This is a genomic window from Streptomyces sp. SID11385 (genome assembly GCF_010548245.1).
Classification (GTDB): domain Bacteria; phylum Actinomycetota; class Actinomycetes; order Streptomycetales; family Streptomycetaceae; genus Streptomyces.
Genome location: NZ_JAAGLR010000619.1, coordinates 1 through 23,935 on the forward strand (window position 1 = coordinate 1; position 23,935 = coordinate 23,935).

Annotated in this window: 27 protein-coding genes and 1 pseudogene; 14 read left to right on the plus strand and 14 right to left on the minus strand. The window is 72.5% G+C overall.

Annotated features, from left to right (window positions below):
* Positions 1 to 892: pseudogene (locus tag G3I42_RS18645) on the minus strand (hypothetical protein); the annotation flags it as partial.
* Between the two features lie 417 nt (positions 893 to 1,309).
* On the opposite strand from G3I42_RS18645, the gene G3I42_RS18650 reads away from it, so the two are divergent.
* Positions 1,310 to 1,699, plus strand: coding sequence for a hypothetical protein (locus G3I42_RS18650; RefSeq protein ID WP_164287439.1), 390 nt, complete (start codon positions 1,310 to 1,312; stop codon positions 1,697 to 1,699).
* Between the two features lie 97 nt (positions 1,700 to 1,796).
* Here G3I42_RS18650 and G3I42_RS18655 read toward each other — a convergent pair whose 3' ends face one another.
* A complete protein-coding gene (locus G3I42_RS18655; RefSeq protein WP_164287400.1) occupies positions 1,797 to 2,651 on the minus strand; it encodes a fused MFS/spermidine synthase in 855 nt (284 codons plus the stop codon).
* A 159-nt stretch (positions 2,652 to 2,810) separates the two neighbouring features.
* On the opposite strand from G3I42_RS18655, the gene G3I42_RS18660 reads away from it, so the two are divergent.
* Together G3I42_RS18660 and G3I42_RS18665 are read left to right on the plus strand one after the other, a co-directional pair.
* On the plus strand, positions 2,811 to 3,539 hold the full coding sequence (locus G3I42_RS18660; protein ID WP_164287402.1) for a response regulator transcription factor: 729 nt from the start codon (positions 2,811 to 2,813) through the stop codon (positions 3,537 to 3,539).
* 148 nt (positions 3,540 to 3,687) lie between these two features.
* Positions 3,688 to 3,861 carry a CsbD family protein gene (locus G3I42_RS18665; protein WP_164287404.1) on the plus strand — a complete coding sequence of 58 codons (174 nt, stop codon included), beginning with the start codon at positions 3,688 to 3,690 and terminating at the stop codon, positions 3,859 to 3,861.
* Between the two features lie 134 nt (positions 3,862 to 3,995).
* Here the strand turns inward: G3I42_RS18665 and G3I42_RS18670 are convergent, their stop codons facing one another.
* The 3 genes from G3I42_RS18670 to aspT (G3I42_RS18680) are packed head-to-tail and all read right to left on the minus strand — an operon-like array spanning position 3,996 to position 9,074.
* A complete protein-coding gene (locus G3I42_RS18670; RefSeq protein ID WP_164287406.1) occupies positions 3,996 to 5,672 on the minus strand; it encodes a bifunctional aspartate transaminase/aspartate 4-decarboxylase in 1,677 nt (558 codons plus the stop codon).
* 22 nt (positions 5,673 to 5,694) lie between these two features.
* Complete coding sequence (gene aspT / locus G3I42_RS18675; RefSeq protein WP_164287408.1) at positions 5,695 to 7,398, minus strand: aspartate-alanine antiporter; 1,704 nt, start codon at positions 7,396 to 7,398, stop codon at positions 5,695 to 5,697.
* A complete protein-coding gene (aspT, locus tag G3I42_RS18680) occupies positions 7,395 to 9,074 on the minus strand; it encodes an aspartate-alanine antiporter (protein WP_164287410.1) in 1,680 nt (559 codons plus the stop codon). Before aspT (G3I42_RS18680) ends, aspT (G3I42_RS18675) begins: the two co-directional genes overlap by 4 nt.
* A gap of 293 nt (positions 9,075 to 9,367) precedes the next feature.
* Here aspT (G3I42_RS18680) and G3I42_RS18685 point away from each other — a divergent pair, with 293 nt between their 5' ends.
* Both G3I42_RS18685 and G3I42_RS18690 read left to right on the plus strand, forming a co-directional pair.
* Entirely contained in the window at positions 9,368 to 10,417 is a 1,050-nt protein-coding gene (locus G3I42_RS18685; RefSeq protein WP_164287412.1) for a LacI family DNA-binding transcriptional regulator, read from the plus strand.
* A gap of 55 nt (positions 10,418 to 10,472) precedes the next feature.
* The gene (locus tag G3I42_RS18690; protein WP_203607000.1) at positions 10,473 to 11,495 is read left to right on the plus strand and encodes an NAD-dependent epimerase/dehydratase family protein; all 1,023 of its coding nucleotides are present in this window, start codon (positions 10,473 to 10,475) and stop codon (positions 11,493 to 11,495) included.
* A gap of 3 nt (positions 11,496 to 11,498) precedes the next feature.
* On the opposite strand, the gene G3I42_RS18695 is transcribed toward G3I42_RS18690, so the two are convergent.
* Both G3I42_RS18695 and G3I42_RS37690 read right to left on the minus strand, forming a co-directional pair.
* Positions 11,499 to 12,479 (minus strand): hypothetical protein, encoded by a 981-nt coding sequence (locus G3I42_RS18695; protein ID WP_239096543.1) that lies wholly within the window; start codon positions 12,477 to 12,479, stop codon positions 11,499 to 11,501.
* A 14-nt stretch (positions 12,480 to 12,493) separates the two neighbouring features.
* A complete protein-coding gene (locus tag G3I42_RS37690) occupies positions 12,494 to 12,775 on the minus strand; it encodes a hypothetical protein (protein ID WP_239096544.1) in 282 nt (93 codons plus the stop codon).
* A gap of 268 nt (positions 12,776 to 13,043) precedes the next feature.
* Between G3I42_RS37690 and G3I42_RS18700 the strand changes: the two genes are divergently transcribed.
* From G3I42_RS18700 to G3I42_RS18715, 5 genes are all read left to right on the plus strand, one after another.
* The gene (locus G3I42_RS18700) at positions 13,044 to 13,439 is read left to right on the plus strand and encodes an ATP-binding protein (RefSeq protein ID WP_164287443.1); all 396 of its coding nucleotides are present in this window, start codon (positions 13,044 to 13,046) and stop codon (positions 13,437 to 13,439) included.
* Entirely contained in the window at positions 13,436 to 13,606 is a 171-nt protein-coding gene (locus G3I42_RS37030; RefSeq protein ID WP_203607001.1) for a hypothetical protein, read from the plus strand. The genes G3I42_RS18700 and G3I42_RS37030 overlap by 4 nt, the downstream gene beginning before the upstream one ends.
* Before the next feature lie 99 nt (positions 13,607 to 13,705).
* The gene (locus G3I42_RS18705) at positions 13,706 to 14,197 is read left to right on the plus strand and encodes a hypothetical protein (RefSeq protein ID WP_164287413.1); all 492 of its coding nucleotides are present in this window, start codon (positions 13,706 to 13,708) and stop codon (positions 14,195 to 14,197) included.
* 81 nt (positions 14,198 to 14,278) lie between these two features.
* Positions 14,279 to 14,935 (plus strand): class I SAM-dependent methyltransferase, encoded by a 657-nt coding sequence (locus G3I42_RS18710; RefSeq protein WP_164287415.1) that lies wholly within the window; start codon positions 14,279 to 14,281, stop codon positions 14,933 to 14,935.
* Positions 14,936 to 14,939: 4 nt separating this feature from the next.
* Entirely contained in the window at positions 14,940 to 15,572 is a 633-nt protein-coding gene (locus tag G3I42_RS18715; RefSeq protein WP_164287417.1) for an HAD-IA family hydrolase, read from the plus strand.
* A gap of 40 nt (positions 15,573 to 15,612) precedes the next feature.
* Here G3I42_RS18715 and G3I42_RS18720 read toward each other — a convergent pair whose 3' ends face one another.
* The 3 genes from G3I42_RS18720 to G3I42_RS18730 form a co-directional block, all read right to left on the minus strand.
* Positions 15,613 to 16,173, minus strand: coding sequence for a hypothetical protein (locus G3I42_RS18720; RefSeq protein ID WP_164287419.1), 561 nt, complete (start codon positions 16,171 to 16,173; stop codon positions 15,613 to 15,615).
* 69 nt (positions 16,174 to 16,242) lie between these two features.
* Entirely contained in the window at positions 16,243 to 16,881 is a 639-nt protein-coding gene (locus tag G3I42_RS18725) for an endonuclease (protein ID WP_164287421.1), read from the minus strand.
* A 5-nt stretch (positions 16,882 to 16,886) separates the two neighbouring features.
* Positions 16,887 to 17,513: a DNA polymerase ligase N-terminal domain-containing protein gene (locus G3I42_RS18730; protein WP_164287423.1), complete on the minus strand. Its 627-nt coding sequence runs from the start codon at positions 17,511 to 17,513 to the stop codon at positions 16,887 to 16,889.
* A 195-nt stretch (positions 17,514 to 17,708) separates the two neighbouring features.
* Here G3I42_RS18730 and G3I42_RS18735 point away from each other — a divergent pair, with 195 nt between their 5' ends.
* Together G3I42_RS18735 and G3I42_RS18740 are read left to right on the plus strand one after the other, a co-directional pair.
* Positions 17,709 to 18,167 (plus strand): Rrf2 family transcriptional regulator, encoded by a 459-nt coding sequence (locus G3I42_RS18735; protein WP_164287425.1) that lies wholly within the window; start codon positions 17,709 to 17,711, stop codon positions 18,165 to 18,167.
* A gap of 43 nt (positions 18,168 to 18,210) precedes the next feature.
* Positions 18,211 to 19,380, plus strand: a complete 1,170-nt coding sequence (locus G3I42_RS18740; protein WP_164287427.1) for a globin domain-containing protein — start codon at positions 18,211 to 18,213, stop codon at positions 19,378 to 19,380.
* 108 nt (positions 19,381 to 19,488) lie between these two features.
* Here the strand turns inward: G3I42_RS18740 and G3I42_RS18745 are convergent, their stop codons facing one another.
* Positions 19,489 to 19,944, minus strand: a complete 456-nt coding sequence (locus G3I42_RS18745; protein ID WP_164287429.1) for a MarR family transcriptional regulator — start codon at positions 19,942 to 19,944, stop codon at positions 19,489 to 19,491.
* 96 nt (positions 19,945 to 20,040) lie between these two features.
* On the opposite strand from G3I42_RS18745, the gene G3I42_RS18750 reads away from it, so the two are divergent.
* Positions 20,041 to 21,507, plus strand: a complete 1,467-nt coding sequence (locus tag G3I42_RS18750) for an MFS transporter (RefSeq protein ID WP_164287431.1) — start codon at positions 20,041 to 20,043, stop codon at positions 21,505 to 21,507.
* A gap of 57 nt (positions 21,508 to 21,564) precedes the next feature.
* Here G3I42_RS18750 and crcB (G3I42_RS18755) read toward each other — a convergent pair whose 3' ends face one another.
* The 3 genes from crcB (G3I42_RS18755) to msrA all read right to left on the minus strand — a co-directional run bounded on the left by crcB (G3I42_RS18755) (position 21,565) and on the right by msrA (position 23,237).
* Entirely contained in the window at positions 21,565 to 21,939 is a 375-nt protein-coding gene (gene crcB / locus G3I42_RS18755) for a fluoride efflux transporter CrcB (protein ID WP_164287433.1), read from the minus strand.
* A complete protein-coding gene (gene crcB / locus G3I42_RS18760) occupies positions 21,936 to 22,550 on the minus strand; it encodes a fluoride efflux transporter CrcB (protein WP_203607003.1) in 615 nt (204 codons plus the stop codon). The genes crcB (G3I42_RS18755) and crcB (G3I42_RS18760) overlap by 4 nt, the downstream gene beginning before the upstream one ends.
* Before the next feature lie 177 nt (positions 22,551 to 22,727).
* Positions 22,728 to 23,237 carry a peptide-methionine (S)-S-oxide reductase MsrA gene (gene msrA, locus G3I42_RS18765; RefSeq protein WP_164287435.1) on the minus strand — a complete coding sequence of 170 codons (510 nt, stop codon included), beginning with the start codon at positions 23,235 to 23,237 and terminating at the stop codon, positions 22,728 to 22,730.
* A 252-nt stretch (positions 23,238 to 23,489) separates the two neighbouring features.
* On the opposite strand from msrA, the gene G3I42_RS18770 reads away from it, so the two are divergent.
* Positions 23,490 to 23,897 (plus strand): hypothetical protein, encoded by a 408-nt coding sequence (locus tag G3I42_RS18770; protein WP_164287437.1) that lies wholly within the window; start codon positions 23,490 to 23,492, stop codon positions 23,895 to 23,897.
* The last annotated feature ends 38 nt before the right edge of the window (positions 23,898 to 23,935 follow it).

Sequence of the window (23,935 nt, forward strand, 5' to 3'; positions counted from 1 at the left end):
CCGCGCGCACCGCCTCGCGCGGACGGCCCGCGTCGCGCGCGAGGAAGGCGGAGTTGCAGAAGGCGTGCGCCTCCAGGCCCGCGTCGTCCGCGAGCCGGGCCGCCGCGAGTGCTTCGCCGTAGTGGGAGCGCGCCTCGGCGTACCGGCCCGAGTCGTGCGCGAGCCACCCCACCGAGATGGACAGCTCGCCCGCCGCCGCGTGCAGCCTGTCGCTCGTGGACTGCCGCGCGGTGCCGGCGTCGAGGAAGGCGTGGGTGCTGTCGAGGACTTCGGCAGCGTGCTGGAAGATCCGGCCCGCGCCGTGTCTGTCGTCGAGGCGCCTGATCTGCCGTACGGCGTCCTCGACGGCGGCGACCTCCTTCTCGCCCGCCCGCTGCCCCGGGATCGCCGGGATGCGCGGCACCGCCGCCGCCGTCCCGCTCGCGCCGAGGAGCCCGGCCGCGAGTGCGCCGGCCGTTGCCGCCCCTGAACCGATGAATGCGCGACGGTGCACGTCGCTCTCCTCGTCGTGTCGGTACGGCTCGCCGTCGTCGGGCGCGTACCGGTGCCCGGTCGGCGGCGGCGCGCCCGGTCGCGGCGGCGCGTACGGCGGGTGCTGGTCGGGGGGCGCGGGGCGTGCCGCTCTGCGTCCCCGTACCGTCTCGCGCGGAGCGAAACCGAGGTCACTGAGTGTGTGCCCGGGAAACAGGTGCAGGAACACTCGTTCGTAGGCGTAATTCGGGCAGCGGATCTCGCCGGCCTCGACGCGCCCGATGTACCGCGCGTCGCACGAGACCGCCTCGCCGATCTCCCGTCCCGCCCGCCGCACGCGCGCCGCGAACTCCCCCGGCGAGAGCGGCCCGCGCAGGGCGCGGAAGGCCGCGTTGGGCCGTGGAACCCGCTGCTCCGGCACCTGTGGGGGCGAGTTCGGCACCCGTGGGGGCGAGGTGGCGCCCCGCTGTGCGGCAGGCTCCTGGGACGAAAGCGGCTGCGGTGCCGACGAGGTCATGACCGGCCTTTCGTGCGTACGGGGTCGGGGCGTGGCGTCCGTCGAGCCGGGGCCACGCGTGTGCCGACGGAGCAGAAAGATACCCGCTGTGACCGAATCGACACAGGCAGTTCGTTGACAGGGGAGGGGCGGGCCATGATCCGCCATGAAATGCCATGCTTCCCCGTGGTGTCGTGCCGTAGCCCCTGACGGGGTGCGGGCGTTGGACGGTGCGGGGAACGAGGAGCCGCGCCCCCGGCCTGGCGGCCGGGAGGTGCCCCCAGGCTTCGCAGCGACCAAGGAGGGGTTCCCGTGCCGGAGTCCACTGCGTCCACCGATCCGATGTCCGCCCAGCCGCCGATGGGCCCCCCGCCCGCCTGGGACCTCGTCACGGTCCCCGTGCGCCAGGGCCTCGAAGCGGTCGACATCCTGCGCCGCAGCACACCACTGCTCGGCCCCGTCGTGCACGACGCCCCGTGCGAGACGCTCGGCTTCGTCGTCCCCGAGGGGACCGCGCGCGGCTGGGACGTCCCGGGCAGCGCGTGTACGGAGACGGCCGGGCGCGGACTGCGCCTGACGACCCCGCCGGACGCCTGCGGGCACACGGGCAACGCGACGGGTACGTGGCTGCTGCCACCCGAGGAGAGCGGCGAGTCCACGGACCCGGCGATCCTGCGCCACGCGCTCGGCGAGGCGGCCCGCACGATCGAGGCGGCGGACGGCAGGAACTGATCCACCGGAGGCCGCCGACGGCGGGCCGAGCGCGCACGCACCCGCCCCGGTACGCCCGTTCCCCACGCACCGCCCCCGCCCGCCCGGGGTCTCACCCCTACCGCGCGAACACCCCGTCCGGGGGTGCCGGTGACCGTTTCGCCGTGGCGTCGCGCACCGCCGCCGCGCCGCCCGTGAAGTCCCGCAGCGCGCGGCCGTGTTCGAGCCGGCCCGGGTGGGGGTCGGAGGCGACCGCGCGGGTGTAGGGGGCGAGCGGGAGCGGGGCGGCCGAGGCGGCGAGGACCGCGTTGCCGAAGTGCTTGCCGCGCAGCACGGCCGGGTCGGCGGCGAGGGCGAGTTCCGGGAAGACCTCCGCCGCCGTCGCGATCTGACCGCGCAGGAAGGCGAGCGGCGGGCCGTCCGTCAGGTTCGCGACGTACGTGCCCGCCGGGGCCAGGACGCGGCGGATCTCGCCGAGGTACTCGACGCTCGTGAGGTGCGCCGGGGTGCGCGCGCCCGCGAACACGTCCCCGATGACGAGGTCCGCCCAGTCCTCGGGAAGCTTCCCGAGCACCTCGCGCGCGTCGGCGGCCCGGACCCGTACCCGCGCCTGCGGGTCGAGCGGCAGGTGCTCGCGCACGAAGGCGGTCAGTGCCGCGTCGACCTCGGCGACCTGCTGCGTCGAGCGCGGGCGGCTCGCGGCCACGTACCGCGCGAGCGACAGCGCGCCGCCGCCGAGGTGCAGCACCCGCAGCGGGCGCCCCGCCGGGGCGATCAGGTCGGCGAGGTGGCCGATGCGGCGCTGGTAGGCGAAGTCGAGGTGCCGGGGCGCGTCGAGATCCACGTACGACTGCGGCGCCCCGTCCAGCGTCAGCGTGAAGGCCCGCGCGCGCCCGCGCTCGGGGACCAGCTCCGCGCGCCCGCCGGCCACCTCGGCCGTGAGCGGCCCGGCCTCGTTCCTCTTCCGTGCCATCCGGGCATTTTACGGGGGCGGCGCGGAGCCCCCGCAGGTCACGGGTGCGACGCCCCGGCGGCCCCACCCGCCCCTATCGCGCCAACCGCCCACCGCGCCAGGGCCGTTTGGGCCCTTCCCGGGGCCCGGTACCCGCCGGATGGGCTACCGTCCCTGCCTATGGCGCGTGTGCTCGTGGTGGAGGACGACCCGTTCGTGCGTTCGGCCCTGATCCGGCACCTGTCGGAGGCCGCGCACGCGGTGCGCAGCGTGGGCACGGCCCTGGAGGCGCTGCGCGAGGTCGCCCAGCACGAGGTGGACCTCGTCGTCCTCGACCTGGGCCTGCCCGACCTCGGCGGGGCCGAGGCGCTGCGGATGCTGCGCGGCCTCACCAACGTGCCCGTCATCGTCGCGACCGCGGGCGAGGACGAGGCGGAGATCGTCCGCCTCCTCAACGACGGCGCCGACGACTACCTCGTCAAGCCCTTCTCCGCCGTCCACCTCCTCGCCCGTATGACCGCCGTGCTGCGCCGCTCCCGCCCGGTCCGCGAGGAGCCCGCCGGGGTCCTCACGGTCGGCGGGCTGCGCATCGACCCCTTACGCCGCCGTGCCGAACTCGACGGCATCGTGCTGGAGCTGACGCGCCGCGAGTTCGACCTCCTCGCCTTCCTCGCGGGCCGCCCCGGCGTCGTCGTCCCGCGCCGCGAACTCCTCGCCGAGGTGTGGCAGCAGTCCTACGGCGACAACCAGACCATCGACGTGCACCTGTCCTGGCTGCGCCGCAAGCTCGGCGAGACGGCGGCGACCCCGCGCTACCTGCACACGCTGCGGGGGGTCGGCGTGAAGCTCGACCCCCCCGTGCGCGAACCGGCGCCCACGCCGACCCTGCCCCTGCCGCCACGCGCTTGACGCCCGGAGGGCACCGGCCTCGGCGGGACCACTCCCTGCCGTGGACGAGCGCGCCGGTGGTCTTCCGCGGGGCCGCGGGTTTCCCGCCGCGCACCACGGGCACCCGGTTCGTGACGGAACTTACTGGACCAAACGGACGGAGCGCGACATGGCCGCGGACGACAAGACCCAGGCGAAGACCGAGCAGGCCAAGGGCAAGGTCAAGGAGACGGCCGGTCGCGCGGTCGGCAACGAGCGGCTCACCGCCGAGGGCCGCGCGGACCAGGTCAAGGGCGACGCCCGCCAGGCCAAGGAGAAGATGAAGGACATCGCCAAGGACTGACGCCGCCTCGCGGGCGGCCGGGTCGTCCGGCCGGTCCGCGAAGAGGCGTGGTGCCCTGGGCGGTCCCGCTCGCGGGTGGTGGCCCCGGAAGACTCTTCCGGGGCCACCACCCGTTTCCCGCCTGCCGGCCGGCGTCAGTCCTTCGTCCGCTGCCACTCCTCGTAGTACTCGTCGAAGACGGCCCGCACGTAGTGCCCGATCCGCAGGTAGTCCAGGTCGTCCAGGTTCGCGAGCGAGACCCGGACCGACCACTCCGGCCCGTCGAAGCCGCCCCCGTTCAGGAGCACCACGCCGGTCTGCTCGGCGAGGCGGAAGAGCGGGTCGATGGGCTCGTAGGTGTCCTGGAGGTAGCGCGCGAACTCGGCGCCGCGCGTGCGCTCGGCCTCGGCGAGCAGGTCGAGTTCGATGTAGTACCCGGCCCGCAGCGGGTCCTCGGCGATCTTCATCTCGGCGCCCTCCAGGAGGAGCCGCAGCCGGTCGGCGACGATCCGGCGGATGCGGTGCTTGTACGCCTGGCCCTCGTCGAGCAGGTCGAAGAGCGAGAAGAGCGTCATGAGGACCTGCTGCGGCGTCGAGAGCCCCGCCGTGTGGTTGAGCGCGACGTCCCGCGAGTCGGCGACCATGCGGTCGATGAACCGCATCTTTTCCGGTTCGAGCGTCAGCGTCCCGTACCGCTTCGCGAGCCGGTCCTTCGCCTCCTGCGGCAGCGCGGCGATCTTCTTGTCGATCACGTTGTCGTCGTGGAGCGCGATGACACCGAGCCGCCAGCCCGTCGCCCCGTAGTGCTTCGAGTACGAGTACACGAGCAGCGTGTTGTGCGGGAGGTCGGAGGCGAGCGAGACGAAGCCCTCGACGAAGGTCCCGTACACGTCGTCCGTCACGACGACGAGGTCCGGGTTCGGCCCCGCGACGATCTCCTTGAGCTGGTCCCTGACCCGCTCGCTCAGCGCGAGGGACGGCGGGTTGCTGGGGTTGACGAGGCACACGAGCCGGATCGAGGGATCGGCGAGCTTCGCGATCTCCTCCTCGGGGTAGCGCCACTCGCGCACCCCCTCCTCCGCGAACATGCTCGCGCGCACGAGGACGACGTCGAAGTCGAAGGTGTCGAGTTCGGGGATCTCGATGTACGGCGTGAAGACCGGCACCATGAGCGCGATGCGGTCGCCCTTCTTGACGACGTCGTTCTTCAGGAGCGAGTCGAAGATGTAGCACATCGCGGCCGTGCCGCCCTCGGTCGCGAAGAGGCTCACGTTCCCCTCGGGCAGCGTGCCCCCGTACATCTCCTCGCCGAGGTACCCGCGGATGATCCGCTCGGCGCACGGAAGGATGCGGTCGGGCACGGGGTAGTTGTCGGCCGTGATGCCGTCGGCGAGTTCGTGGACGAGGGTGTCCTTGTCGAGCCCGAAGCGCCGCAGCGCCTCCTCGACACACCGTTCGAGCAGTTCCACGCCCGGGAGTTCGGGGTGGCGGCGCAGGAACGAGTCGAAGCGCCCGCCCGCCCCGTGCGCCTCCGGCATCCCGCCGAGGTTGTCGGCCGTCCACACGCGCTTGGACTCCTCCAGCGCGAAGTAGCCGAGCGCGTGGAAGGCTTCGCGCGGCCCGGTCGCGACCCAGTTCGGGTTGCCGCGGCCCGCGTTGAGCATCTGGGTCTGCGAGGTGCCCTTCTGGCCCGGCTCGTTCTCCTGCTTGTGCTGGGCGAGGTCGATGAAGACGTTCTTCAGCTCGAACGGGCTGAGCTGCCCGTACCGCCGGATCTGCTCGCGGCTGTAGCCGGAGGAGTGGTCGACGGCGCGGGATGCGGGCTGGTTCATGCGTACGACTCCTTGGTTCTTCTCAGTGGTTGAGCAGGACGATGACCGCGCCCCAGATGGTCAGCAGCACGTTGCTGAAGGCGTACGGCACCGTGTAGCCGAGCGTCGGCACCTGGTTCTTCGACGCCTCGTTGACCGCGCCGATCGCGGCCGTCGTGGTCTGGCCGCCCGCGAGCACGCCCATGAGGATCGGGAAGCGCAGGTGCTGCACGTAGTGGCCGAAGAAGAAGCCGACGAGGAGCGGCACGAGCGTCGCGATCGCGCCGAAGAGCAGCAGCCCCCACCCGGCCTCCGCCAGGCCGCTCGTGAAGCTCGGTCCCGCGTTGAGGCCGACGACGGCGATGAAGAGGCACAGCCCGAGCGTGTCCATGAACCACTGGGCGCCGGGCGGCACGTTCCCGAAGGTCGGGTAACGGCCCCTGATCCAGCCGAAGACGAGCCCCATGATGAGCGCCCCGCCCGAGGTCGAGAGCGAGATCGGCACGCCGCCGAGGGTCAGCGCGGGAATCCCGATGCAGCCGCCCAGGAAGATGCCGAGCCCGACCCAGATCATGTCCGTCGCGAAGCTCGTGGGCACCGGCTTGCCGATCTCCCGCCCGGCGGCCGGGACGAGCCGCTCGGGGCCCTTGAGGACCAGCGTGTCGCCCCGGCTCAGCTTCGTCGCGAGGCGGTACGGGTACGGCGCGCCCGAGCGGTACATCTCGTCGATGTACACGCCGATCATGAAGCGCTCCTCGCGCAGGTCGGCGATCGTCTTCCCGATCTGCTCCTTCTCCGAGACGACGACGTGCAGCGACTCGGTGTCGTAGTGCAGGAGATCGGCGTCGTCCGCCTCGGGACCGATGTGCGTGCGGGCGTCGAAGTCGACGAGCGCGCCGCGCAGCGCGCTCACGGCGAGGGTGTCGTCGTGCTTGAGCTTGAGCTGCTGGTCGTGCGGGAGGATCTTGCCCTCGCGTCTCACCCGGGTGAGGTAGATCCGGTGGCCGAGGTGGTCCTGCTGCCGTTCGAAGTCCTCGATCGTGCGGCCGACGAGATCGGGGCGCTCCAGGCGGTACGCGCGCAGGACGATCTCCTGGTAGCCCTCGCCGAGATCCGGGTTCTCGTTGGGCGCGTCCAGCTCCCGGGCGAGCTGCGCCGCCTCGTCCGCCATGCTGACGCGGTAGATCCTGGGGAGGATGTTCGCGAGGAGGAGGGCGCACAGGATCGTGCCGAGCGGGTACGTCACCGCGTACGCGATCGGGACGAGGTCGGACTGCTCCTTGAGCTGGCTTTGCGAGAGGTCGGGCAGATGCGAGATGGCGTCCTGCGCGACCCCGATCACGGCCGACTGCGTGAGCGCCCCGCCGAGCAGCCCCGCGCCGAGCCCCGGCCCGTACCCGAGCATCTTCGCGAAGGCCCACGTGATGCCGAGCCCCGAGAGGCACACGAGGAGCGCGTTGAGCACCTGCGGCAGCCCGTCCTTCTTCAGGCCCCGGAAGAACTGCGGCCCGACGCGGTAGCCGAGGGCGAAGAGGAACATCGTGAAGAACAGGTTCTTCACCGTCTGATCGATCGCGACCTTGAACTGCGCACCGAAGAACAGCCCCACGATCAGGCAGCCCGTGACACTGCCGAGCGCGATCGCCTTGTACCGCAGTTTGCCCACGAAGAAGCCGAAGGCGACCGTGATGAAGACGAGCAGTTCCGGATAGGGCCGGAAGATGTCGCGGTCGAGGAAGTCGATCATCGGGACCCCAGGACTCCCACGAGGATCGGCCCGGTGAGCGGCAGGAGGAAGTTCGAGAGGGTGTACGTGATCGTGTAGCCGATGAGCGGCACGGAGCTCTTCGAGACCTGCGTGATCGCGGTGATCGCCGGGGTCGAGCACTGCTGGCCCGCGATGGCCCCGATGAGCAGCGGCTTGTCGAGCTTGAGCAGCTTGAGCCCGACGAAGAGCGAGAGACAGGCCGGGACGAGCACCATGAGAATCCCGGCGACGGGCAGCAGCGCCCCGTACTGCTTGATGAGCGGCCACGCCTGCGGGCCCGAGTCGAGCCCCGTGCAGGCGATGAAGACCGCGAGGCCGAGGTCCTTGAGCGTGCTCGCCGCCTGCGGCGGGAAGGCGCCGAAGGTCTGGCTGCGGTTGCGGAACCAGCCGAAGATCAGGCCGGAGACGAGGCAGCCGCCGCCCGTGCCGAGCGAGAGCGGGATGTCCCCGATCCGCACGATGACCTGCCCGAGCAGCGAACCGGCCGCGATGCCGAAGCCGATGTAGATGAAGTCGGCGCTCGAATTCTTGACGACCGAACCGAGCTTCTTCGTCAGCTTGTCGAGCCCGGAGCGCGCCCCGACGAGGGTCAGCACGTCCCCGCGCCTGAGCACGGTCTCCGCGGCGGCGGGCAGGTCCTGATCGCCCCGTACGACATCGGTGACGTACACCCCGTCCCGCAGGAACTCCGGGTGGTCGTGCTGGAGCTGATCGACCGTCTTGCCGGTCGTGGCCTTGTCCGTGAGCGAGATCTGCCGGGTCGCGAGCGGCGAGTCGAGCCCGGGCACCGAGCCGGTCTCGGGGCCGATGTGCCGCCCCGCCTCGATCGTCGGCTCGCGGCGCCCGACGACGAGGAGGAGGTCGGAGAGCGTGAGCCGCAGATCCGGGTCGGGCGTGAGGATCTTGCCGCCGCGCTTGACCCGCTCCACGGTGACCCGCTGCCCGCTCGCCTCCTCGATCTCGCCGACGGTCTTCCCGTCCGCGTGCGTCACGAGGTACGTACGGCCCACCGTGGACGGCAGCGCCTCGCGCTCGTCCGATTCGAGCGCCGGGACGTCGCCGCGCATCTTCGCCCACAGCTCGCGCGAGGCGTCCGCGAGGTTGATGCGCATCAGGATCGGCAGGATCTGGCTCGTGAAGAGCACGATCGTGATGAGGCCGAAGAGATAGCAGACGGTGTAGGCGGTCGCCACGTGCCCCTGGTACTCGCTGATCTGGTGCTGCGTGAGCCCGGAGAGCTTCCCGATCGACTCGGCCGCCGTGCCGACGACCGCCGATTCGGTCGCGGCCCCGGCGAGGATGCCGGAGGCGGTACCGATGTCGAGGTCGAAGAGCTTCGCGATCAGGTACGCGATGACGAGCACCGTCACCAGCTCGATGAACGAGAGCACGCCATAGCGCAGCCCGCGCCGGTTGAGGTTGGCGAAGAACTGCGGGCCCGCCATGTAACCGAGCGCGAAGATGAAGATCGCGAAGAAGATGGTCTTGACGTCGTCCCCGACCGAGACGTGCCGTGTGCCGAGCAGCAGCGAGACGATGAGCGTCCCGCAGATGCCGCCGAGCGTGATCGGCCCGACGCGCAGCTTGCCGAGGAGATACCCGACGGCGAGGCACAGGAAGAGGGCGAGTTCGGGATGGTCGCGGATGATCCCCATACGCTCAGCCGGGGGAGTTGAAGGATGATTCGGACATAGGGGAGAAATTAGCAGCGCGGGGCGAGGGAGCCTGGGGGCGCGCGGGGGGCGCGCGAGGCGGAAGGATGTACGGGGCGCGGGCAGGTACGCAGGACGGGGGCGGCCCCGACCGCGGCCCGTCCGCGCCGCTCACCGTCCGGGCCCCCCTCCCGCCGGGCGCGCCCCATGCGCACAATGGGCGCGCGCGGGTATCCGGTCGCGGGTATCCGGTGTCGAGGCGCCCCGTACGGCAGGGCGAGTGGTGGGAGAGTGCGATGACGCGGGTGAAGCGGGGCGCGGGACGGCCGACCCTTGAGGAGGTCGCGAGCCGCGCGGGCGTGGGGCGCGGCACGGTCTCGCGGGTCATCAACGGCTCGCCGAAGGTCAGCCCCCGCACGCGCGCCGCCGTCGAGGCCGCCGTGCTCGAACTCGGCTACGTCCCCAACACCGCGGCCCGCGCGCTCGCCGCCAACCGCAACGACGCGATCGCGCTCGTCGTCCCCGAGCCGCAGACCCGCTTCTTCGCCGAGCCGTACTTCTCCGACATCGTCCTCGGCATCGGCAGCGCCCTCGCCGACACCCCCCTCCAGCTCCTCCTCACCTTCGCGGGCGGCGAACGCGAACGCGGCAGGCTGGCCGGCTACCTCGACGCGCATCGCGTCGACGGCGTCCTCCTCGTCGCCGTCCACGCCGACGACCCGCTCCCCGACCGCCTCGCCGAACTCGGCATGCCCGCCGTCATCAGCGGCCCCCGCTCCGCCGCCGAGACGCTCCCCTCGGTCGACTCCGACAACTACGGCGGCGCGGTCGCCGCCATCCGCCACCTCCAGAGCCGGGGCCGCCGCCGCATCGCCCACATCACAGGCCGCCTGGAGGTCTACGGGGCCGAACGCCGCCTCGCCGGCTACCGCGCCTCGGTCGCGGCCGAACCCCTCGTCGCCGAGTCGGACTTCACGGAGGAGGGCGGCCGCCGCGCGATGGCCGAACTCCTCGACCGCGCCCCCGACCTCGACGCCGTCTTCGCCGCCTCCGACCTCCTCGCCTCCGGCGCCCGCCACACCCTGCGCGCCGCAGGCCGCCGCATCCCCGAGGACGTCGCCCTGATCGGCTTCGACGACAGCGCGATCGCCCGCCACCTCGACCCACCCCTGACCAGCGTGAGCCAGCCGACGGCCGAAATGGGCCGCGTGATGACCCGGATGCTCCTCGACGAGATCGCGGCGCGGGGGCCGGGCGGAGTGGGCGGCCCGGCGCGCGGCCGGGCCGATGCCGGCGGCCGCCAGACGGTGCTGGCGACGCGGCTGGTGGTGCGGGAGTCGAGTTGAGGCGGCTTCGGCGGGCCTGGCCCACCGCCGCCCGCACTTCGCTAACGTCCTCCGCATGACGCGACGGATTCTGGTGCTGGGCGGCTCGTGGTTCCTCGGCCGGGCGGTGGTGGCCGAAGCGCTCGCGCGGGGCTGGCAGGTGACCACGTTCACGCGCGGGCGCTCCGGGCAGGTGCCGGAGGCGGCCCGGCAGGTGCACGGCGATCGCACGGTGCCCGCCGATCTCGACCGCCTTGCCGGTGAAGGCCCTTGGGACGCCGTGGTCGACACGAGCAGTTCCGAACTGGCGCCGCGCGAGGTCCGCGAAGCCGTGCGGGCCCTGCGGGGGCGGGCGGCCCGCTGGGTGCACGTGTCCACGGTCAGCGTCTACGCGGGCTGGCCGCACGAGCGTCTGACCGAGGAATCGCCGGTTCTGGACTGCCCCGCCGACGCGGGCCCCGACTTCGGGCACACGGGCCCCGACGGCAGCCCGACCGTGTACGGCTTCCAGAAGGCGGGCGGCGAGCAGGCGGTGCGCGAGGCGTTCGGCTCGGAGGCGGTGCTGCTGCGCCCCGGCGTGATCCTCGGCCCCGGCGAGTACGTGGGCAGGCTGCCGTGGTGGCTGCGGCGCGCCGAACGGGGCGGGGCCATCCTCGCGCCCGAGCCGCGCGGGCTGAGGATGCAGCCCGTGGACGTACGGGACGTGGCGCGGTTCGCCGTGGACCGCGCGGAGGGCGGGGCGACGGGTCCGTACAACCTCGCCCACCCGGAGGGCCTGACGTGGGAGGACTTCCTGCGTACCTGCCTGGAGGTCACGGGCGGTACCGGCACCGTCCGCTGGGCCCCGCCCGAGACGCTGTCCGCTCACGATGTCCGTCAGTGGACCGAACTCCCCTTGTGGCGCACGCACGCGGGGGTCTGGGAGGTCGACCCCGCTCGCGCCGTGGTGGCCGGCCTCCACTGCCGCCCGCTCGCGGAGACCATCGCCGAAACGTGGGACTGGATGCGCGAGGGCGGCGCGGCCATCCCGCACCCGCGCGCGGCGGAGCACGGCATCTCCCCGGAGCGGGAGACGGCCGTGCTCGCGGCGCTCGGCTGACGCTCAGGGCGAGAGGGGCGGTCGCGCGTTCCCCGAGCGGAGGACGTCCTCGGCCCGCTCGGCGAGTTCGAGCGCGAGGGGGCTGTCCCGGTAATGCGGGGCGGCCAGCGCGGCGCGCAGCCGTCCCGCACGCTGCACGAGACCCGTACCGCGCTGTTCGGCGGCGAGTTGCCACAGCGGTGCCAGGACTTCGGCAGCCTCGTCCAGCTCGCCTGCCAGGAGCAGAACGAGCCCCAGGTCCACGGCCGCTTTCGCGGCGACCCCGCGATCGTCTTCGCGGGCCAGGCCGAGCGCGCGGCGGCTCGCCCTCTTGGCGCTCTCCGCGTCGCCGATGAGCAGCGCCGTCGTACCCGCGCTCATGAGACAGCGGGCCGCACTGAACCCGAACTCGCCACCGATGTCGTGCAGGTCGTCCGTCGCCCCCTCGGCCAGTACCTCGTCCGTCGCCGAGAGGACCGACAGGGCCTGCTCCCGGTCGCCGTGGTGGCCGAGGGCGCGGGCCGCGATGGCCTGGAGGCGGCGCCGCCCTTGCGCCCCGACGCCCGAGCCGAGAGCTTCCGCCCGCCGCACCTGCCGGAGCGCCTCGGCGGGCTGCCCCTGGTGGTAGGCGATGTAGGCGAGCGTCCCCAGGGCGTACGCCTGGAGCGGGACATCGCGGGCCACCTCCGCGTACAGCCCGGCGGTACGGGCCAGCGAGCGGGCGGCGGGCAGTTCACCGCAGTCGAACACCGCGACGCTCAGCAGCGCGGACGCCTGACCGGCGAGGACGGTGAGTTCGCGGTGCTGGTCGGGCACGCGCGTCTGCTCGCGCAGCCGCTCCGCCTGCTCTCGCAGGCTCCGTCCCGTCGACACGGTCTGCGCGGGCGGCCGAACGGGGTAGGAACGGGCAGCCTCGGCGACCTCGTCGCGCAACTGGTCGATCGTCAGCTCGGAGATGCTCGCGGTCTGGGACCGGGCGTCGGTGGCCGCTTCTTCTGCGGTCATCTGAATCAGCTCTTTCAGGTGGTGCGTGTCGTGCGGGTCCTCGTCCAGGGGTGGTCGAAGAGGCGCTCCGCCGGGTGCCCGAGCAGCTTTTCGAGCACGGCACGGGCGTCGGGCCGGGGAAGCGACCGCGTACCGGGGCCGAGCCATCGGTAGTAGGTGGCTTCCGTGAGCGTGGGGCCGTTCTTCGGGTAGAGGCTCCGTGCGGTGGAGTCGTACGCGGTCGCGACGTCACGGAACCCGTGCCAGCCCCGCCGTCTGATCTCCTGCTCCAGGAGGGTCCGGGGACCATCGGACATCTGCGACTCCTTTGCGCGTGCCCTGGACTTCGTGGCCCAGGAGATACCGGCGAAGGCTCAACTCGCCACGCCGGAACCGGCGATACGGCCGAATGATGCCCGAGTGAGAGCCGTGTGAGACCCCGTTCCCCGAACGAGTGGCATACGAGAGCCGGGTGTGCTGGTGACGAGAGCGCGAGTGCCCCGACACTTCACCACGACAGCACAAAGTCACAGGAGAACAACAGGCGGTGTGGTGACCAGAACCCGACGCTGGAGTCAGGAACTCGTGGAGCAGGTGGCCAGGGGAAGGCCCTCGTACGTGCGGACGCTGCCCCGCCTGGAGGAGTCGGCGGCAACGGCCAGACGTCTGACGGAGCACGCCCTCGGCGCCTGGGGACTCGACGCTCTCGTGCCCGATGCCTCGCTCGTCATCACCGAACTCGTCGCCAACGCGGTACGGCACACGCGGGGCGAGTCCCTCCGGGTGGCGCTCCGCCGCAGCGGAGCGGACGGCGTGGAGATCTCCGTCGTGGACGGTTCGCGCGAGAGGCCCGTACGCAGGCAGCCCGGGGCGGAGGCAGTGGGAGGGCGTGGACTCCAGCTCGTGGAGGCGTTCGCGGCGGACTGGGGCAGCGAACCCGAGCCGAGCGGGAAACGGGTGTGGGCGGAGGTACGAGGATGAGGCCGCCGCCCGACGCGAAGCCGCCCGCCTCCGCGTGCGCGCGGTGCGAGGAACTCCGCGCCGAGGAACGGCGCGCGGAGGCCGCGCTCGACCACTCACGCGCCACCGACTGCCGCGTACTCCTGCGCCGCCACCCGCTTCACAACTCCCCGTTCCGGCCCTGCTGATACCAGGGCCGGAACGGGGCACGAACCGCCGTCCACCGCACGTGTTCAGGGCGTGGTGGACGGCGGGGACCCCCTCACACAAGGAGAAAGGGCCCGACGATGACAGTACTGCTCGAACCCCGGGGCGACACACGGCTCCGGGACCCCAAGGAGATCCTCGACCGCATCGGTGCGGCGCAGCCCTCGCTCACGCCCGACGCTGGTGTCGGCCTGTGGGAGCGGGAGGTCCGGCTCTTGCAGCGGGACGCGGTCCGCGTCCGCAGTCTCGCCGAGCGCATCCTCGGCCAGGGCATCGCGTACCTGGTCACGGCGATGGAGAAGCCTGGCAACGACATGGGCCCCGGCTTCGAGGTCGACCAGGGCGTCCACCAGATCATCCTGGACACGCCCGTCTACTTCGCCCTCTGCGCGGCGTACAACGGCGGCCACTACAAGCATCACGCCCCGCTCATCCAGCGCCGCCGCGACGGGATCGTCCTGCGGACCGCCGACCTCATCGCGGCCAACGGCTTCGCGGTGGACCGGGAATTGTGGGAGGTCGACGCCTCCGACTGCGGGCCGTGCGACGACAAGGTGCCGGACTCGCACTGACGGGGCGTCCGTGCAGGGAAGTTGCCCCCGCTCCCGTCGTCGCTGACGGGGGCGGGGGCCTCGAACGAGGTGAGGAGCGCGATGAGTATGCCCGTACCGCATGACTACGGGATGGAGGCGGAGGTGTGGGACGCGTACGCCGCGTCCGCCTTCGATCCGGCGGCCGAGCCGCGGTTTCGGTGGACGCAGTACGAGGGGCATGGGCCCGGGGCCGAGCTGCTGGGGGAATTGCCCCGGCGGACGCTGGAGTTGGGCTGTGGGACGGGGCGGGCCGTCGCGTATCTCGCGGGGCTCGGGGTGGAGGCGTACGGGCTGGACCTGTCGGCCGTCATGGTGGCGAAGGTCCGGGAGCGGTGGCCCCGAGGGCGGTTCTTTCAGGGAGAGGTGCTGGAGTTTCTGGGGGCGCACGAGGGGACGTACGACGCCGTCTACTCCGTCTTCGGGTGTGCCTGGTTCGCTGATCCGCGGCTGCTATTCCCCTTGGTTAGGGCGCGGTTGAGGGACGGGGGTGTCTTCGCGTTCTCGCAGCCGCCCGCCATCCCGGGGGCCTACGGGGCGCAGGGAATGTACAAGGGAGGCTTCGCCGGGCCGCCCCTGTACACGTACCGGTACAGCTATCCGCTCGATACGTGGGCGCAGTTGCTGCGCGCGGCCGGGTTCGGGGAGGTGTCCGTACGGGTCGTCGATGCGCCCGTCGCGGGGAACTGGGGGACGCTCATGGCGACGGCGGTAGCGTGAACGGATGGGCGTGGAAGAGCTGGTCTGGGACATGGACGGCACGTTGCTCGACACCACCGTCGTGGTGCCTGCGGCGTTCGTGCGGACGGTGCGGGCGCTGGGCGGGCCGGAGGTGGGGGCGGACGAGGTCGTGGAGGCCTATTGGCGGGGGACGCCGGAGGTGATTCTGGAGCATTTCGTCGGCCGTCAACTGACAGCGAAGGAGGCGGAGTTCTACTACCGGGAGCTGGAGGCGGCGCGTCCCGTGGTGTATCCCGGGGTGCGGGAGGTATTCGAGACGTTGCGCTCGCGGGGGCGGGCGCGCGCTGTCTTCACCGGAGCCAGCACCCGGGCGGCCTCGATGCTGCTGAGAGCCGCCGGTCTGGAGGCCGACCTCGTCCTCGGCGGGGACCAGGTCGCGCGCCCCAAGCCGGCACCCGACGGCATCCTTCTCGCGGCGGAGCGGCTCGGCGCGGAGGCGGGCCGGCTCGCGTACGTCGGCGATTCCCCGCTGGACCTGCGTGCCGCCCGGGCGGCGGGCAGCCACAGCGCGGCGGCCGGCTGGGGGCACATGTACGACGCGACGGAGCCCGCGCACTCGGTCCTGGACCGGCCGCAGCAGGCCCTGGACCTGCTGGCGGAACACGTCCCCGGGTGACGGGGCCGCGGTGGCGGCCCCGGACGACGTCCCCTGCGTGTTACTCGGGAAAGCCCAGGCGGTCAAGGAGGGTGGGGAGGTGTTCTCCGGCGAAGTCCTCCTTGGCGCGGAGGAGCTGTTCGATCGGGGCGGTTTGTGGCGGGGTGGGGACGCCCGCCGTTGTTGCCCAGGCTGCGGCGGCTCGGGCCGCTTCGGGAATTTCGGCGTCGAGCTCCGCTCGCTCGCGGGCCAGGGCTTCATGGAACTCCGGGGATTCCAGCCAGTCGAGGTCGTCTTCGATGTCCTCGGGGCGCTCGATCAGCAGTCCGGCGGCCTGGTCCGGGTTGAGCCAGGTCTCCCAGGTGCGCCCCTCGCCGTCCAGTCCCCGTACGAACGCCGTGTCGTTGTCAGCGACTTGGGCGACGAGGGCCGGGGCGCCGGTCCACTCGACCAGCGAGGGCAGGAAGTCCTCGTCCCACTCCGCGCGGTGGAGCGCAAGCAGTTGCCAGCCACCTTCCCGTTCCTCCCACGTCTCCGCGTCGTCTTCCAGGTGTGCGAAGACGGGTGCTTCCTGCAACGGGCCGTCGCTGCGCGCGAAGACCAGCTGACCCCAGAAACTCATGGTGGTTCCCTTTCCGAGATGGTGGCCGCACCTTAAGTGCCGCCACTGACATCACGGTTGGGGCGCTCGTCAGCCCGCATGCTCCCGTACGTCCTCCACCACCTTCTTGTCCAGCGCCGCCCGCACCAGCGCCGCCGCGAAGGTGGCCGGGTCGTCGGTCAGGCGGGCGAGGCGGTGGGGGTTCTGGGGGAGGTCGAGGCGGGCGGCGCCCTGGAGGGCCTTCGCGTCGAAGTGGGGGGCGTATTCCGGCCAGACGTCCTGGGCCTCACGGAGGAAGATGTCGACTCCCGCCGGGCCGATGCCCGGGAACTCGCGCAGCTCCGCCGCGAGCGCCTGCTCGTCGCCGTCCGCCTTCTCGCGGGCCTTGCGCAGGTCGCCCGACCACTGTTCGCGGAGCAGGTCGGCGCCCTCGCCGAGCTGGGTCGCCGTGCGCTCGTCGTAGCGGCGGTAGTGGCCCTCGCCGAGCGCGTCCACGCGTTCCTGCCAGCTCGCCTCCTCCATCGCCTTCGGCGAGCGCAGCCCGTGCGCGAAGAGCGCGCGGGCCGCCGCCGTCGCCACGTCCGCCCGGATGCGGGCGGACAACAGCAGGCTCAGCACGAGGAGTTGGTAGAGCGGTTGGGGGGTGTCGCGGAGGGTGATGTCCGCCTCGGCCGCGTAGGTCGTGCCGTGGCGGTCCAGGAGGGTCGCCGCCGTGCGGGTCTGGGTCACTGCTCTCAGTCCTCTCCGTTTCCGTCCTCTTCTTCCGCCACCTGCCCCAGCGTGCGGCCCGTACGGGCCGAGCGGGCGCGGTGCGGGTCCGGGGTGCCGTGCCCCTCGCCGGGGCGGACGCCCTTCTCGCGGGCCTTGATCAGGAGCCACGCCTCCTCGCCCTTGCCGCCCTCGCGGAAGCGCGTGAGCGCGTATTCGCCGTGGAGCTTGTCGCCCTTCAGGCGGAAGGTCGCGTGGCCGGATTCGATCGCCTCGTCGAAGGGGAGCGGGTGCCCGCGCTTGTCGTGGCTCAGCGGCTCGTACGTGCCCTGGTCCCACACGAGCACCGTCCCGCCCCCGTACTCGCCCTGCGGGATCACGCCCTCGAAGGTGCGGTACTCCATGGGGTGGTCCTCCGTGGGGACCGCGAGGCGCTTGTCGCGCGGGTCGTCCGAGGGCCCCTTCGGCACCGCCCACGACTTCAGGACCCCGTCGACCTCCAGCCGGAAGTCGAAGTGCATCCGGCGCGCGTCGTGGATCTGGACGACGAAGCGCGGGTGCGCCTTGGCGTCCGCGGCGAGCGAGCCCGTACCGGACGGTTCCCTGGTGCGGGTGAAGTCGCGCCGGTGGCGGTACGTGCCGAGCGGTTCCATGGGCGGGTCCCTTCCGGCCGGGGCGGCGGTACGTCCCCCGCGCGTGCCCCCGGGTGCGTGTCCCGGTCGTGTCCTCCTCGGTGTTCCCCGTGCCTCCAGCATGACGCGCCCCGGCCGCGCCCGCCTCCGGGGGACGCTGCCCGAAGCGGCACCCCAAATACGTATCCCAGATGCGTATTAGCTAGAGTCCTTCCCGTGAAACTGACCAAGTTCACCGATCTGTCCCTGCGCGCCGTCATGCGCCTCGCCGTCGTCGGCGAGGACGAGCCCGCGCCCACGACCCGCGCCCTCGCCGAGTCCCTGCACGTCCCGTACGCGCACCTCGCCAAGGCCGTCACGCGCCTCGCCCACCTCGGCGTGCTCACCGCGAGCCGGGGGCGCGGGGGCGGGGCGCGGATCACCGCGCTCGGCCGCACCGCCTCGATCGGCTGGCTGGTCAGGGAGCTGGAGGGGGCGGGCGAGGTCGTCGAGTGCGAGGGCGAGAACCCGTGCCCGCTGCGGGCCGCGTGCCGTCTGCGGGGAGCCCTGCGCGAGGCGCAGGAAGCCTTCTACCGCAGTCTCGACCCGCTCACGCTCGGCGATCTCGTGGAGGCGCCCACAGGGCCCGTCCTGCTCCGGCTCGGCGAGGCGCCGCCGGAGGAACGATCCGCCTGAAGGCGAATCGCAGATGCGTATTCAGAGTTCCGAGGAGAGTGTCATGCTCAGTCCGCAAGCCACCCCGGTCGTCCGTGCCACGCTGCCCGTCGTCGGCGCGCACATCGAGGAGATCGCCCGGGTCTTCTACCGGCGCCTCTTCGCCGCGCACCCCGAACTGCTGCGCGACCTCTTCAACCGCGGCAACCAGCACAGCGGCGAGCAGCAGAAGGCCCTCGCCGGCTCCATCGCCACCTTCGCGACCCTGCTGCTCGACCAGCCCGACGCGCGCCCCGACGCCGTCCTCGCCCGCATCGCGCACAAGCACGTCTCGCTCGGTGTCACGCCCGCGCAGTACGAGGTCGTGCACACGCACCTCTTCGCCGCGATCGGCGAGGTGCTCGGCGAGGCCGTGACGCCCGGGGTCGCCGCCGCCTGGGACGAGGTGTACTGGCTCATGGCGCACGCGCTCATCGCGCTGGAGAAGGACCTGTACGCGCGGGGCGGCGGCGAGGTCTGGCGGCCCATGGAGATCACCGGGCGGCGCGACGAGGGCGAGGACGCCGTCTCCTTCACGCTGCGGCGCGTCGACGGGGAGCCCGCGGGGTCGTTCCGTCCCGGGCAGTACGTGAGCGTACGGACCGCGCTCCCGGACGGCGCCCACCAGATACGGCAGTACAGCCTCGCCTCCGCGCCCGGCGAGAAGGAGTGGCGGATCACCGTGCGCAGGGACGGGGAGGTCTCGGGGCACCTGCACGGCAACGCGCGCGCCGGGCACGTACTCGACGTGTCGATGCCGTGCGGCGACGTCGGCCTGGACGAGGGCGCGGACGGGCCGCTGCTGCTCGCCTCCGCCGGGATCGGTGTGACGCCGATGCTGTCGATGCTCGGGAGCCTCGCTGCGAGCGGGAGCGGGCGGCCGGTGCTGGCGCTCCACGCGGACCGGTCCCCGGCGCACCACGCGCACCGGGAGGAGCAGGCCGAGCTGGTCGACGCGCTGGCCGGGGCGGAACTGGTCACGTGGTACGAGGACGGGGCCGACGGCGCGGCGGCGCGGGCGGGGCGGATCGAGAGCCTCGACGGGCTGGACGTGCGGGAGGGCGTGAGCGCGTACCTGTGCGGGCCTGTGGGGTTCATGCGGAGGGTGCGGGGGTTGTTGCTGGAGCGCGGGGTTCCGGCGGCGGACATCCACTACGAGGTGTTCGGGCCGGATCTGGGGCTGGACGTTCGCTGAGGGGTTCGGCGTGCGCGCGGGGTGTGTGGGGCGCTGCCCCACGCCCCGCTCCTCAATCGCCGGAGGGGCTCAAGAGACAGCAACCGGGGGAAGGGCTCCCCAGGGTGGTCACGGCCGCGGCCAGGACCTGCCGCTCAGCCTCTCGATGTCCGTGTTGAAGCGGCGGAGGTAGCCGGCGAAGGCGGCGATGTCGGCCTCCGGCCAGTCCTCCATCACGCGGTCCAGCGAGGTGATCAGGCCGTCCCGTTCCTCCGCGAGCTGCCGTTCGCCCTCCCGCGTGAGGCGGAATTTGCGGGCCATGCCGCCGGCCGGGTCCGGGATGCGCTCGATCAGGCCCGCGCGGGTCGCCGCCGCCGTCTGGCGGTTGAGGGTCGAGGCGTCGAGGCCGAACGCCTCGCTCAGTTCACCGATCGACATGGGCGCGTCCTGCACCGCGATACGGCTCAGCAGGAGATACGCGCTGCGGTCCATGAGGCCGTCCTGACGGCGCCCGCCGCCCCGGGCCAGGTACCCGTGCCTGCTCAGCAGCAACTGTTCGTACTCGACCTCGGCCGTCGGCCGCACGTGTCACCTCCGCGCTTCGCTGGTGCTCCATCCTTCCACGGAGGGTCCCGCGCGAGTAAATGTGCACGATGCATAAGGCATGTACGATGCACGCCCATGACTACCGTGGACCCCGTCCAGCCCCCGCCCCACAGCAAGGGCGTCGTCGCCACCCTGGCCTTCGCCGGGATCGTCGCCGCGATCATGCAGACCCTCGTCACCCCGCTCCTCGCCGACCTGCCGCAGATCCTGGACAGCACCCCGGGCAACACCGCGTGGGTCATCACCGTGACCCTGCTCACCGGCGCCGTCTGCGTCCCGGTCGTCGGGCGGCTCGGCGACCTCGTCGGCAAGCGGCCGATGCTGCTCCTGTGCTGCATACCGCTCATCGCCGGCTCCGTCGTCTGCGCGCTCTCCTCGTCCGTCCTGCCGATGATCGTCGGGCGCGCCCTCCAGGGCATGGGCATGGGCGTCGTGCCGCTCGGCATCGCGCTGCTCAGGGACGTCGTACCGGCCGAGCGGCTGTCCTCCTCGATCGCGCTGGTCAGCGCCTCGATGGGGATCGGCGGCGGGCTCGGCCTGCCGATCGCGGCGGCCGTCGCGCAGTACGCGAACTGGCGCGTCCTGTTCTGGGGCTCGGCGGTCCTCGCCGCCGCCGTCACCGTGCTCCTGTGGGCCCTCGTGCCGAACGTCCCGGCCGGGGCGCGCGGCCAGCGCTTCGACCTGCTGGGGGCGCTCGGCCTCGGCGCGGGGCTCGTGTGCCTGCTGCTCGGCATCTCCAAGGGCGCCGACTGGGGCTGGGGCTCGGCCACGACGCTCGGGCTGCTCGGCGCGGCGGTCGTCGTGCTGCTGCTGTGGGGCGTGTGGGAGACCCGTACGAAGGACCCCGTCGTCGACCTGCGCACCACGGCGCGGCCCCGCGTCCTGCTCACCAACGCCGCGTCGGTCTTCACCGGCTTCGGCATGTACGCCTCGATGCTCGTGCTCCCGCAACTGCTCCAGTTCCCCAAGGAGACCGGCTACGGGCTCGGGCAGTCGATGCTCGCGGCGGGGCTGTGGATGGCACCCGGCGGCATCATGATGATGTTCGTCTCGCCGCTCGGCGGGAAGCTCTCCAACGCGCGCGGGCCGAAGTTCACGCTGGTCAGCGGTGTGCTCGTGATCGCGGCCGGGTACGGGCTCTCGCTGCTGCTCATGGGCTCGGCGTGGGGCGTCATGGTGGCGCTGATGGTCATCAACAGCGGCGTCGGACTCGCGTACGGGGCGATGCCGGCCCTCATCATGGGCGCCGTGCCGCTCGCCGAGTCGGCCGCCGCGAACGGTTTCAACGCGCTGATGCGCTCGCTCGGGACATCGATCGGGGCCGCCGTCATCGGAGTCGTGCTCGCCCAGCTCACGACCGACTTCGGCGGACACGTGCTGCCCTCGGAGAACGGGTTCAGGACCGGGCTGCTCGTCGGCTGCGGCGTCGCGCTGCTCGCCGGGCTCATCGCGGCGGCCATTCCGTACCGGCGGGAGGCGGAGGGGCCGCGCGCGAAGGGCGCCGTACGGGTGGAGAGCCGGGAAGCGGTCGCGGAGGGCTGAGGCGGTACGGAGGGCTGAGGCGGTCGCGGAGGGGTGAGGGGGCGCGGAGAGCGCCCCTCACCCCCACGCCACTCGCGCCACCATCAGCCCGACGGCCACCGCCCCGAGCCCCGAGAGCACCGTCGACACCGCGCTGCCCGCCGCCCGGACGACCTGCCCCGTCCGGGCCAGGTGGACGGTCTCCCAGGAGAAGGTCGAGTACGTCGTGAGCGCCCCGCACAGGCCCGTCGCGACGAAGTCCTCGTAGCGCGCGCCGCCCTCGCCCGACATGAGCGCGCCCGTGAGGACGCCGAGGAAGAGGCACCCGAGGGTGTTCGCCGTGAAGGTGCCCCACGGGAACTCGGTGGACTGGCGGCGCTGCACCGCGCGATCGACGAGGAAGCGGACGGGCGCGCCGAGCGCGCCGCCGAGGACGACGAGCAGCCAGTTCACCGGACGGCCGCCCGTCGCGCGAGGACGAACCGCCGCGTGAGCGCGGAGGTGAGGGCCACGGCCGCGAGCGCCGCGCACAGTGTGCCCGCGTAGTAGGCGAGCGCGATGCCCGCGCGGTCGAGGCGCGCGAGCCGCTCGGTGTCGGCCGCGTACGTGCTGAGCGTCGTGAAACCGCCGAGGAAACCGGTGGCGAGGAAGGGCCGTACGAGCGGCGGCGCCTGCCACACCTCCATGAAGAGCACGACCACGATCCCCATGACCGCGCAGCCGACGACGTTCACGGTGAAGGTCGCCCACGGGAACCCGTCGGGCGCGGCACGCCAGTGGTGCTCGACCGCGTACCGGGCCGTGGCGCCGAGCGCGCCGCCGAGCGCGATGACGGCGACGGTCGGCAGGAGCGCGAGGACGGACGAGCGCCGGTCGCGCGCGGCCACGTCCATGTCGGTGGGGAGCAGCCGCTCACCGTCGTGGGACGGCGGGGCGGGGGAGGCGGAGGAGGGGTGGGGGCCCTCGCGCGGGCCCTCGCGCGGGCCCTCGCGCGGGCTCTCGTAGGGGTCCTCGCGCGGTTCGGCGGCGTGCGGGTCGTCCGGGTGCGGTTCGTCGGCGTGCATCGCGGGCCTTCCGGGTGGGGACGAGGGGGCCTACGGAGGGACGGGGCGTACAGCGACGGGCGGGCCGCCGCGGCGAGGGACGGCGGACGCCCGCCGCCCGGCGTGGGCCCGCCCCGCCCCGTACCGCTGCCCCCCGCCGACCGCTGCCCCCCCGCCGCCCCTACCGCCCCCGCCGTCTCACTTCGCGTCGGACGCCGGCAGCTTCCAGTTCGGCCGCGGGAAGTGGCACGTGTAGCCCTCCGGGTAGCGCACCAGGTAGTCCTGGTGCTCCGGCTCGGCCTCCCAGAAGTCGCCCTCGGGCTCGACCTCGGTCACGACCTTGCCGGGCCACAGGCCGCTCGCGTCGACGTCCCTGATCGTGCGCTCGGCCGTCTCGCGCTGCTCCTCGTTCGTGTAGTAGATCGCGGAGCGGTAGCTCGAACCGATGTCGTTGCCCTGCCGGTCCTTCGTGGACGGGTCGTGGATCTGGAAGAAGAACTCCAGCAGGTTGCGGTAGCTGGTGCGCTCGGGGTCGTAGAGGATCTCGATCGCCTCGGCGTGGCCCTCGTGGTTGCGGTACGTCGCGTTCGCGACCTTGCCGCCCGTGTAGCCGACCCGGGTCGAGACGACCCCCGGCTGCTTGCGGACCAGGTCCTGCATCCCCCAGAAGCAGCCGCCCGCGAGGACCGCCTTCTCTGTCTGCGCCATGCCGTCATCCCTCTTCAGTCGTAGCCGAGCCGCGCACGGCACACCGTCCGCGGCTTCCACCTTGCCGTCCCGCGCGCGAGCCCGCACACCAGGGCCCGCCGCGAGCATGCCCTGACGCAACACCACGACCACCGCCCCGTATGCCCCGACCGAAGACTTGAACATGTTCAAGAAGGGGTCTACCGTCATCGACGACGGCACTTTTGAACGCGTTCAAGTGTTCGGCCGGTTCGTGGAAAGAAGGGTGGGGCAATGGACCTCACGGTTGTCACGTACGTCGTGTACCTGGCCATCAGCGTCGGGCTCACGGTCTGGGTGGCGCGGACGCTCAGCAGCAACGGACGGGTCTTCCTCGCGGACGTCCTCAAGGGGAACGAGCCGCTGGCCGACGCGGTGAACCGCCTGCTCGTCGTCGGCTTCTACCTCGTCAACCTCGGTTTCGTGGCGCTCTACCTGCGCTCCGACAGGGCGGTACGGGACGCCTCGGGCATCTTCGAGGCGCTCTCGGTCAAGCTCGGTGTCGTCCTGCTCGTCCTCGGCTTCCTGCACCTGGGGAACGTGTACGCGCTCAACAAGATCCGCCGCAGGGGCGTCATGGAGCGCGACCAGCGCCCGCCGGTGCCCCCGCAGCAGTGGCTCGCCCCGGGCGCCGGGGCGTGAACGGGGCCGCCGGGGGCGGGGCGGGCGGCGCCGTTGGG

What these genes read in the sequence shown, in the direction of transcription:
- G3I42_RS18650 (WP_164287439.1), top strand. Translation starts at nt 1,310, where the DNA reads ATGTCCGCCCAGCCGCCGATGGGCCCCCCGCCCGCCTGGGACCTCGTC.
- G3I42_RS18770 (WP_164287437.1), top strand. Translation starts at nt 23,490, where the DNA reads ATGGACCTCACGGTTGTCACGTACGTCGTGTACCTGGCCATCAGCGTC.
- G3I42_RS18695 (WP_239096543.1), bottom strand. Translation starts at nt 12,479, where the DNA reads ATGACCGCAGAAGAAGCGGCCACCGACGCCCGGTCCCAGACCGCGAGC.
- G3I42_RS18655 (WP_164287400.1), bottom strand. Translation starts at nt 2,651, where the DNA reads ATGGCACGGAAGAGGAACGAGGCCGGGCCGCTCACGGCCGAGGTGGCC.
- aspT (WP_164287410.1), bottom strand. Translation starts at nt 9,074, where the DNA reads ATGGGGATCATCCGCGACCATCCCGAACTCGCCCTCTTCCTGTGCCTC.
- crcB (WP_203607003.1), bottom strand. Translation starts at nt 22,550, where the DNA reads ATGCACGCCGACGAACCGCACCCGGACGACCCGCACGCCGCCGAACCG.
- G3I42_RS18690 (WP_203607000.1), top strand. Translation starts at nt 10,473, where the DNA reads ATGACGCGACGGATTCTGGTGCTGGGCGGCTCGTGGTTCCTCGGCCGG.
- G3I42_RS18750 (WP_164287431.1), top strand. Translation starts at nt 20,041, where the DNA reads ATGACTACCGTGGACCCCGTCCAGCCCCCGCCCCACAGCAAGGGCGTC.
- G3I42_RS18670 (WP_164287406.1), bottom strand. Translation starts at nt 5,672, where the DNA reads ATGAACCAGCCCGCATCCCGCGCCGTCGACCACTCCTCCGGCTACAGC.
- msrA (WP_164287435.1), bottom strand. Translation starts at nt 23,237, where the DNA reads ATGGCGCAGACAGAGAAGGCGGTCCTCGCGGGCGGCTGCTTCTGGGGG.
- G3I42_RS18710 (WP_164287415.1), top strand. Translation starts at nt 14,279, where the DNA reads ATGAGTATGCCCGTACCGCATGACTACGGGATGGAGGCGGAGGTGTGG.
- G3I42_RS18685 (WP_164287412.1), top strand. Translation starts at nt 9,368, where the DNA reads ATGACGCGGGTGAAGCGGGGCGCGGGACGGCCGACCCTTGAGGAGGTC.
- G3I42_RS18720 (WP_164287419.1), bottom strand. Translation starts at nt 16,173, where the DNA reads ATGAGTTTCTGGGGTCAGCTGGTCTTCGCGCGCAGCGACGGCCCGTTG.
- G3I42_RS18705 (WP_164287413.1), top strand. Translation starts at nt 13,706, where the DNA reads ATGACAGTACTGCTCGAACCCCGGGGCGACACACGGCTCCGGGACCCC.
- G3I42_RS18665 (WP_164287404.1), top strand. Translation starts at nt 3,688, where the DNA reads ATGGCCGCGGACGACAAGACCCAGGCGAAGACCGAGCAGGCCAAGGGC.
- aspT (WP_164287408.1), bottom strand. Translation starts at nt 7,398, where the DNA reads ATGATCGACTTCCTCGACCGCGACATCTTCCGGCCCTATCCGGAACTG.
- G3I42_RS18660 (WP_164287402.1), top strand. Translation starts at nt 2,811, where the DNA reads ATGGCGCGTGTGCTCGTGGTGGAGGACGACCCGTTCGTGCGTTCGGCC.
- G3I42_RS37690 (WP_239096544.1), bottom strand. Translation starts at nt 12,775, where the DNA reads ATGTCCGATGGTCCCCGGACCCTCCTGGAGCAGGAGATCAGACGGCGG.
- G3I42_RS37030 (WP_203607001.1), top strand. Translation starts at nt 13,436, where the DNA reads ATGAGGCCGCCGCCCGACGCGAAGCCGCCCGCCTCCGCGTGCGCGCGG.
- G3I42_RS18740 (WP_164287427.1), top strand. Translation starts at nt 18,211, where the DNA reads ATGCTCAGTCCGCAAGCCACCCCGGTCGTCCGTGCCACGCTGCCCGTC.
- G3I42_RS18715 (WP_164287417.1), top strand. Translation starts at nt 14,940, where the DNA reads ATGGGCGTGGAAGAGCTGGTCTGGGACATGGACGGCACGTTGCTCGAC.
- G3I42_RS18730 (WP_164287423.1), bottom strand. Translation starts at nt 17,513, where the DNA reads ATGGAACCGCTCGGCACGTACCGCCACCGGCGCGACTTCACCCGCACC.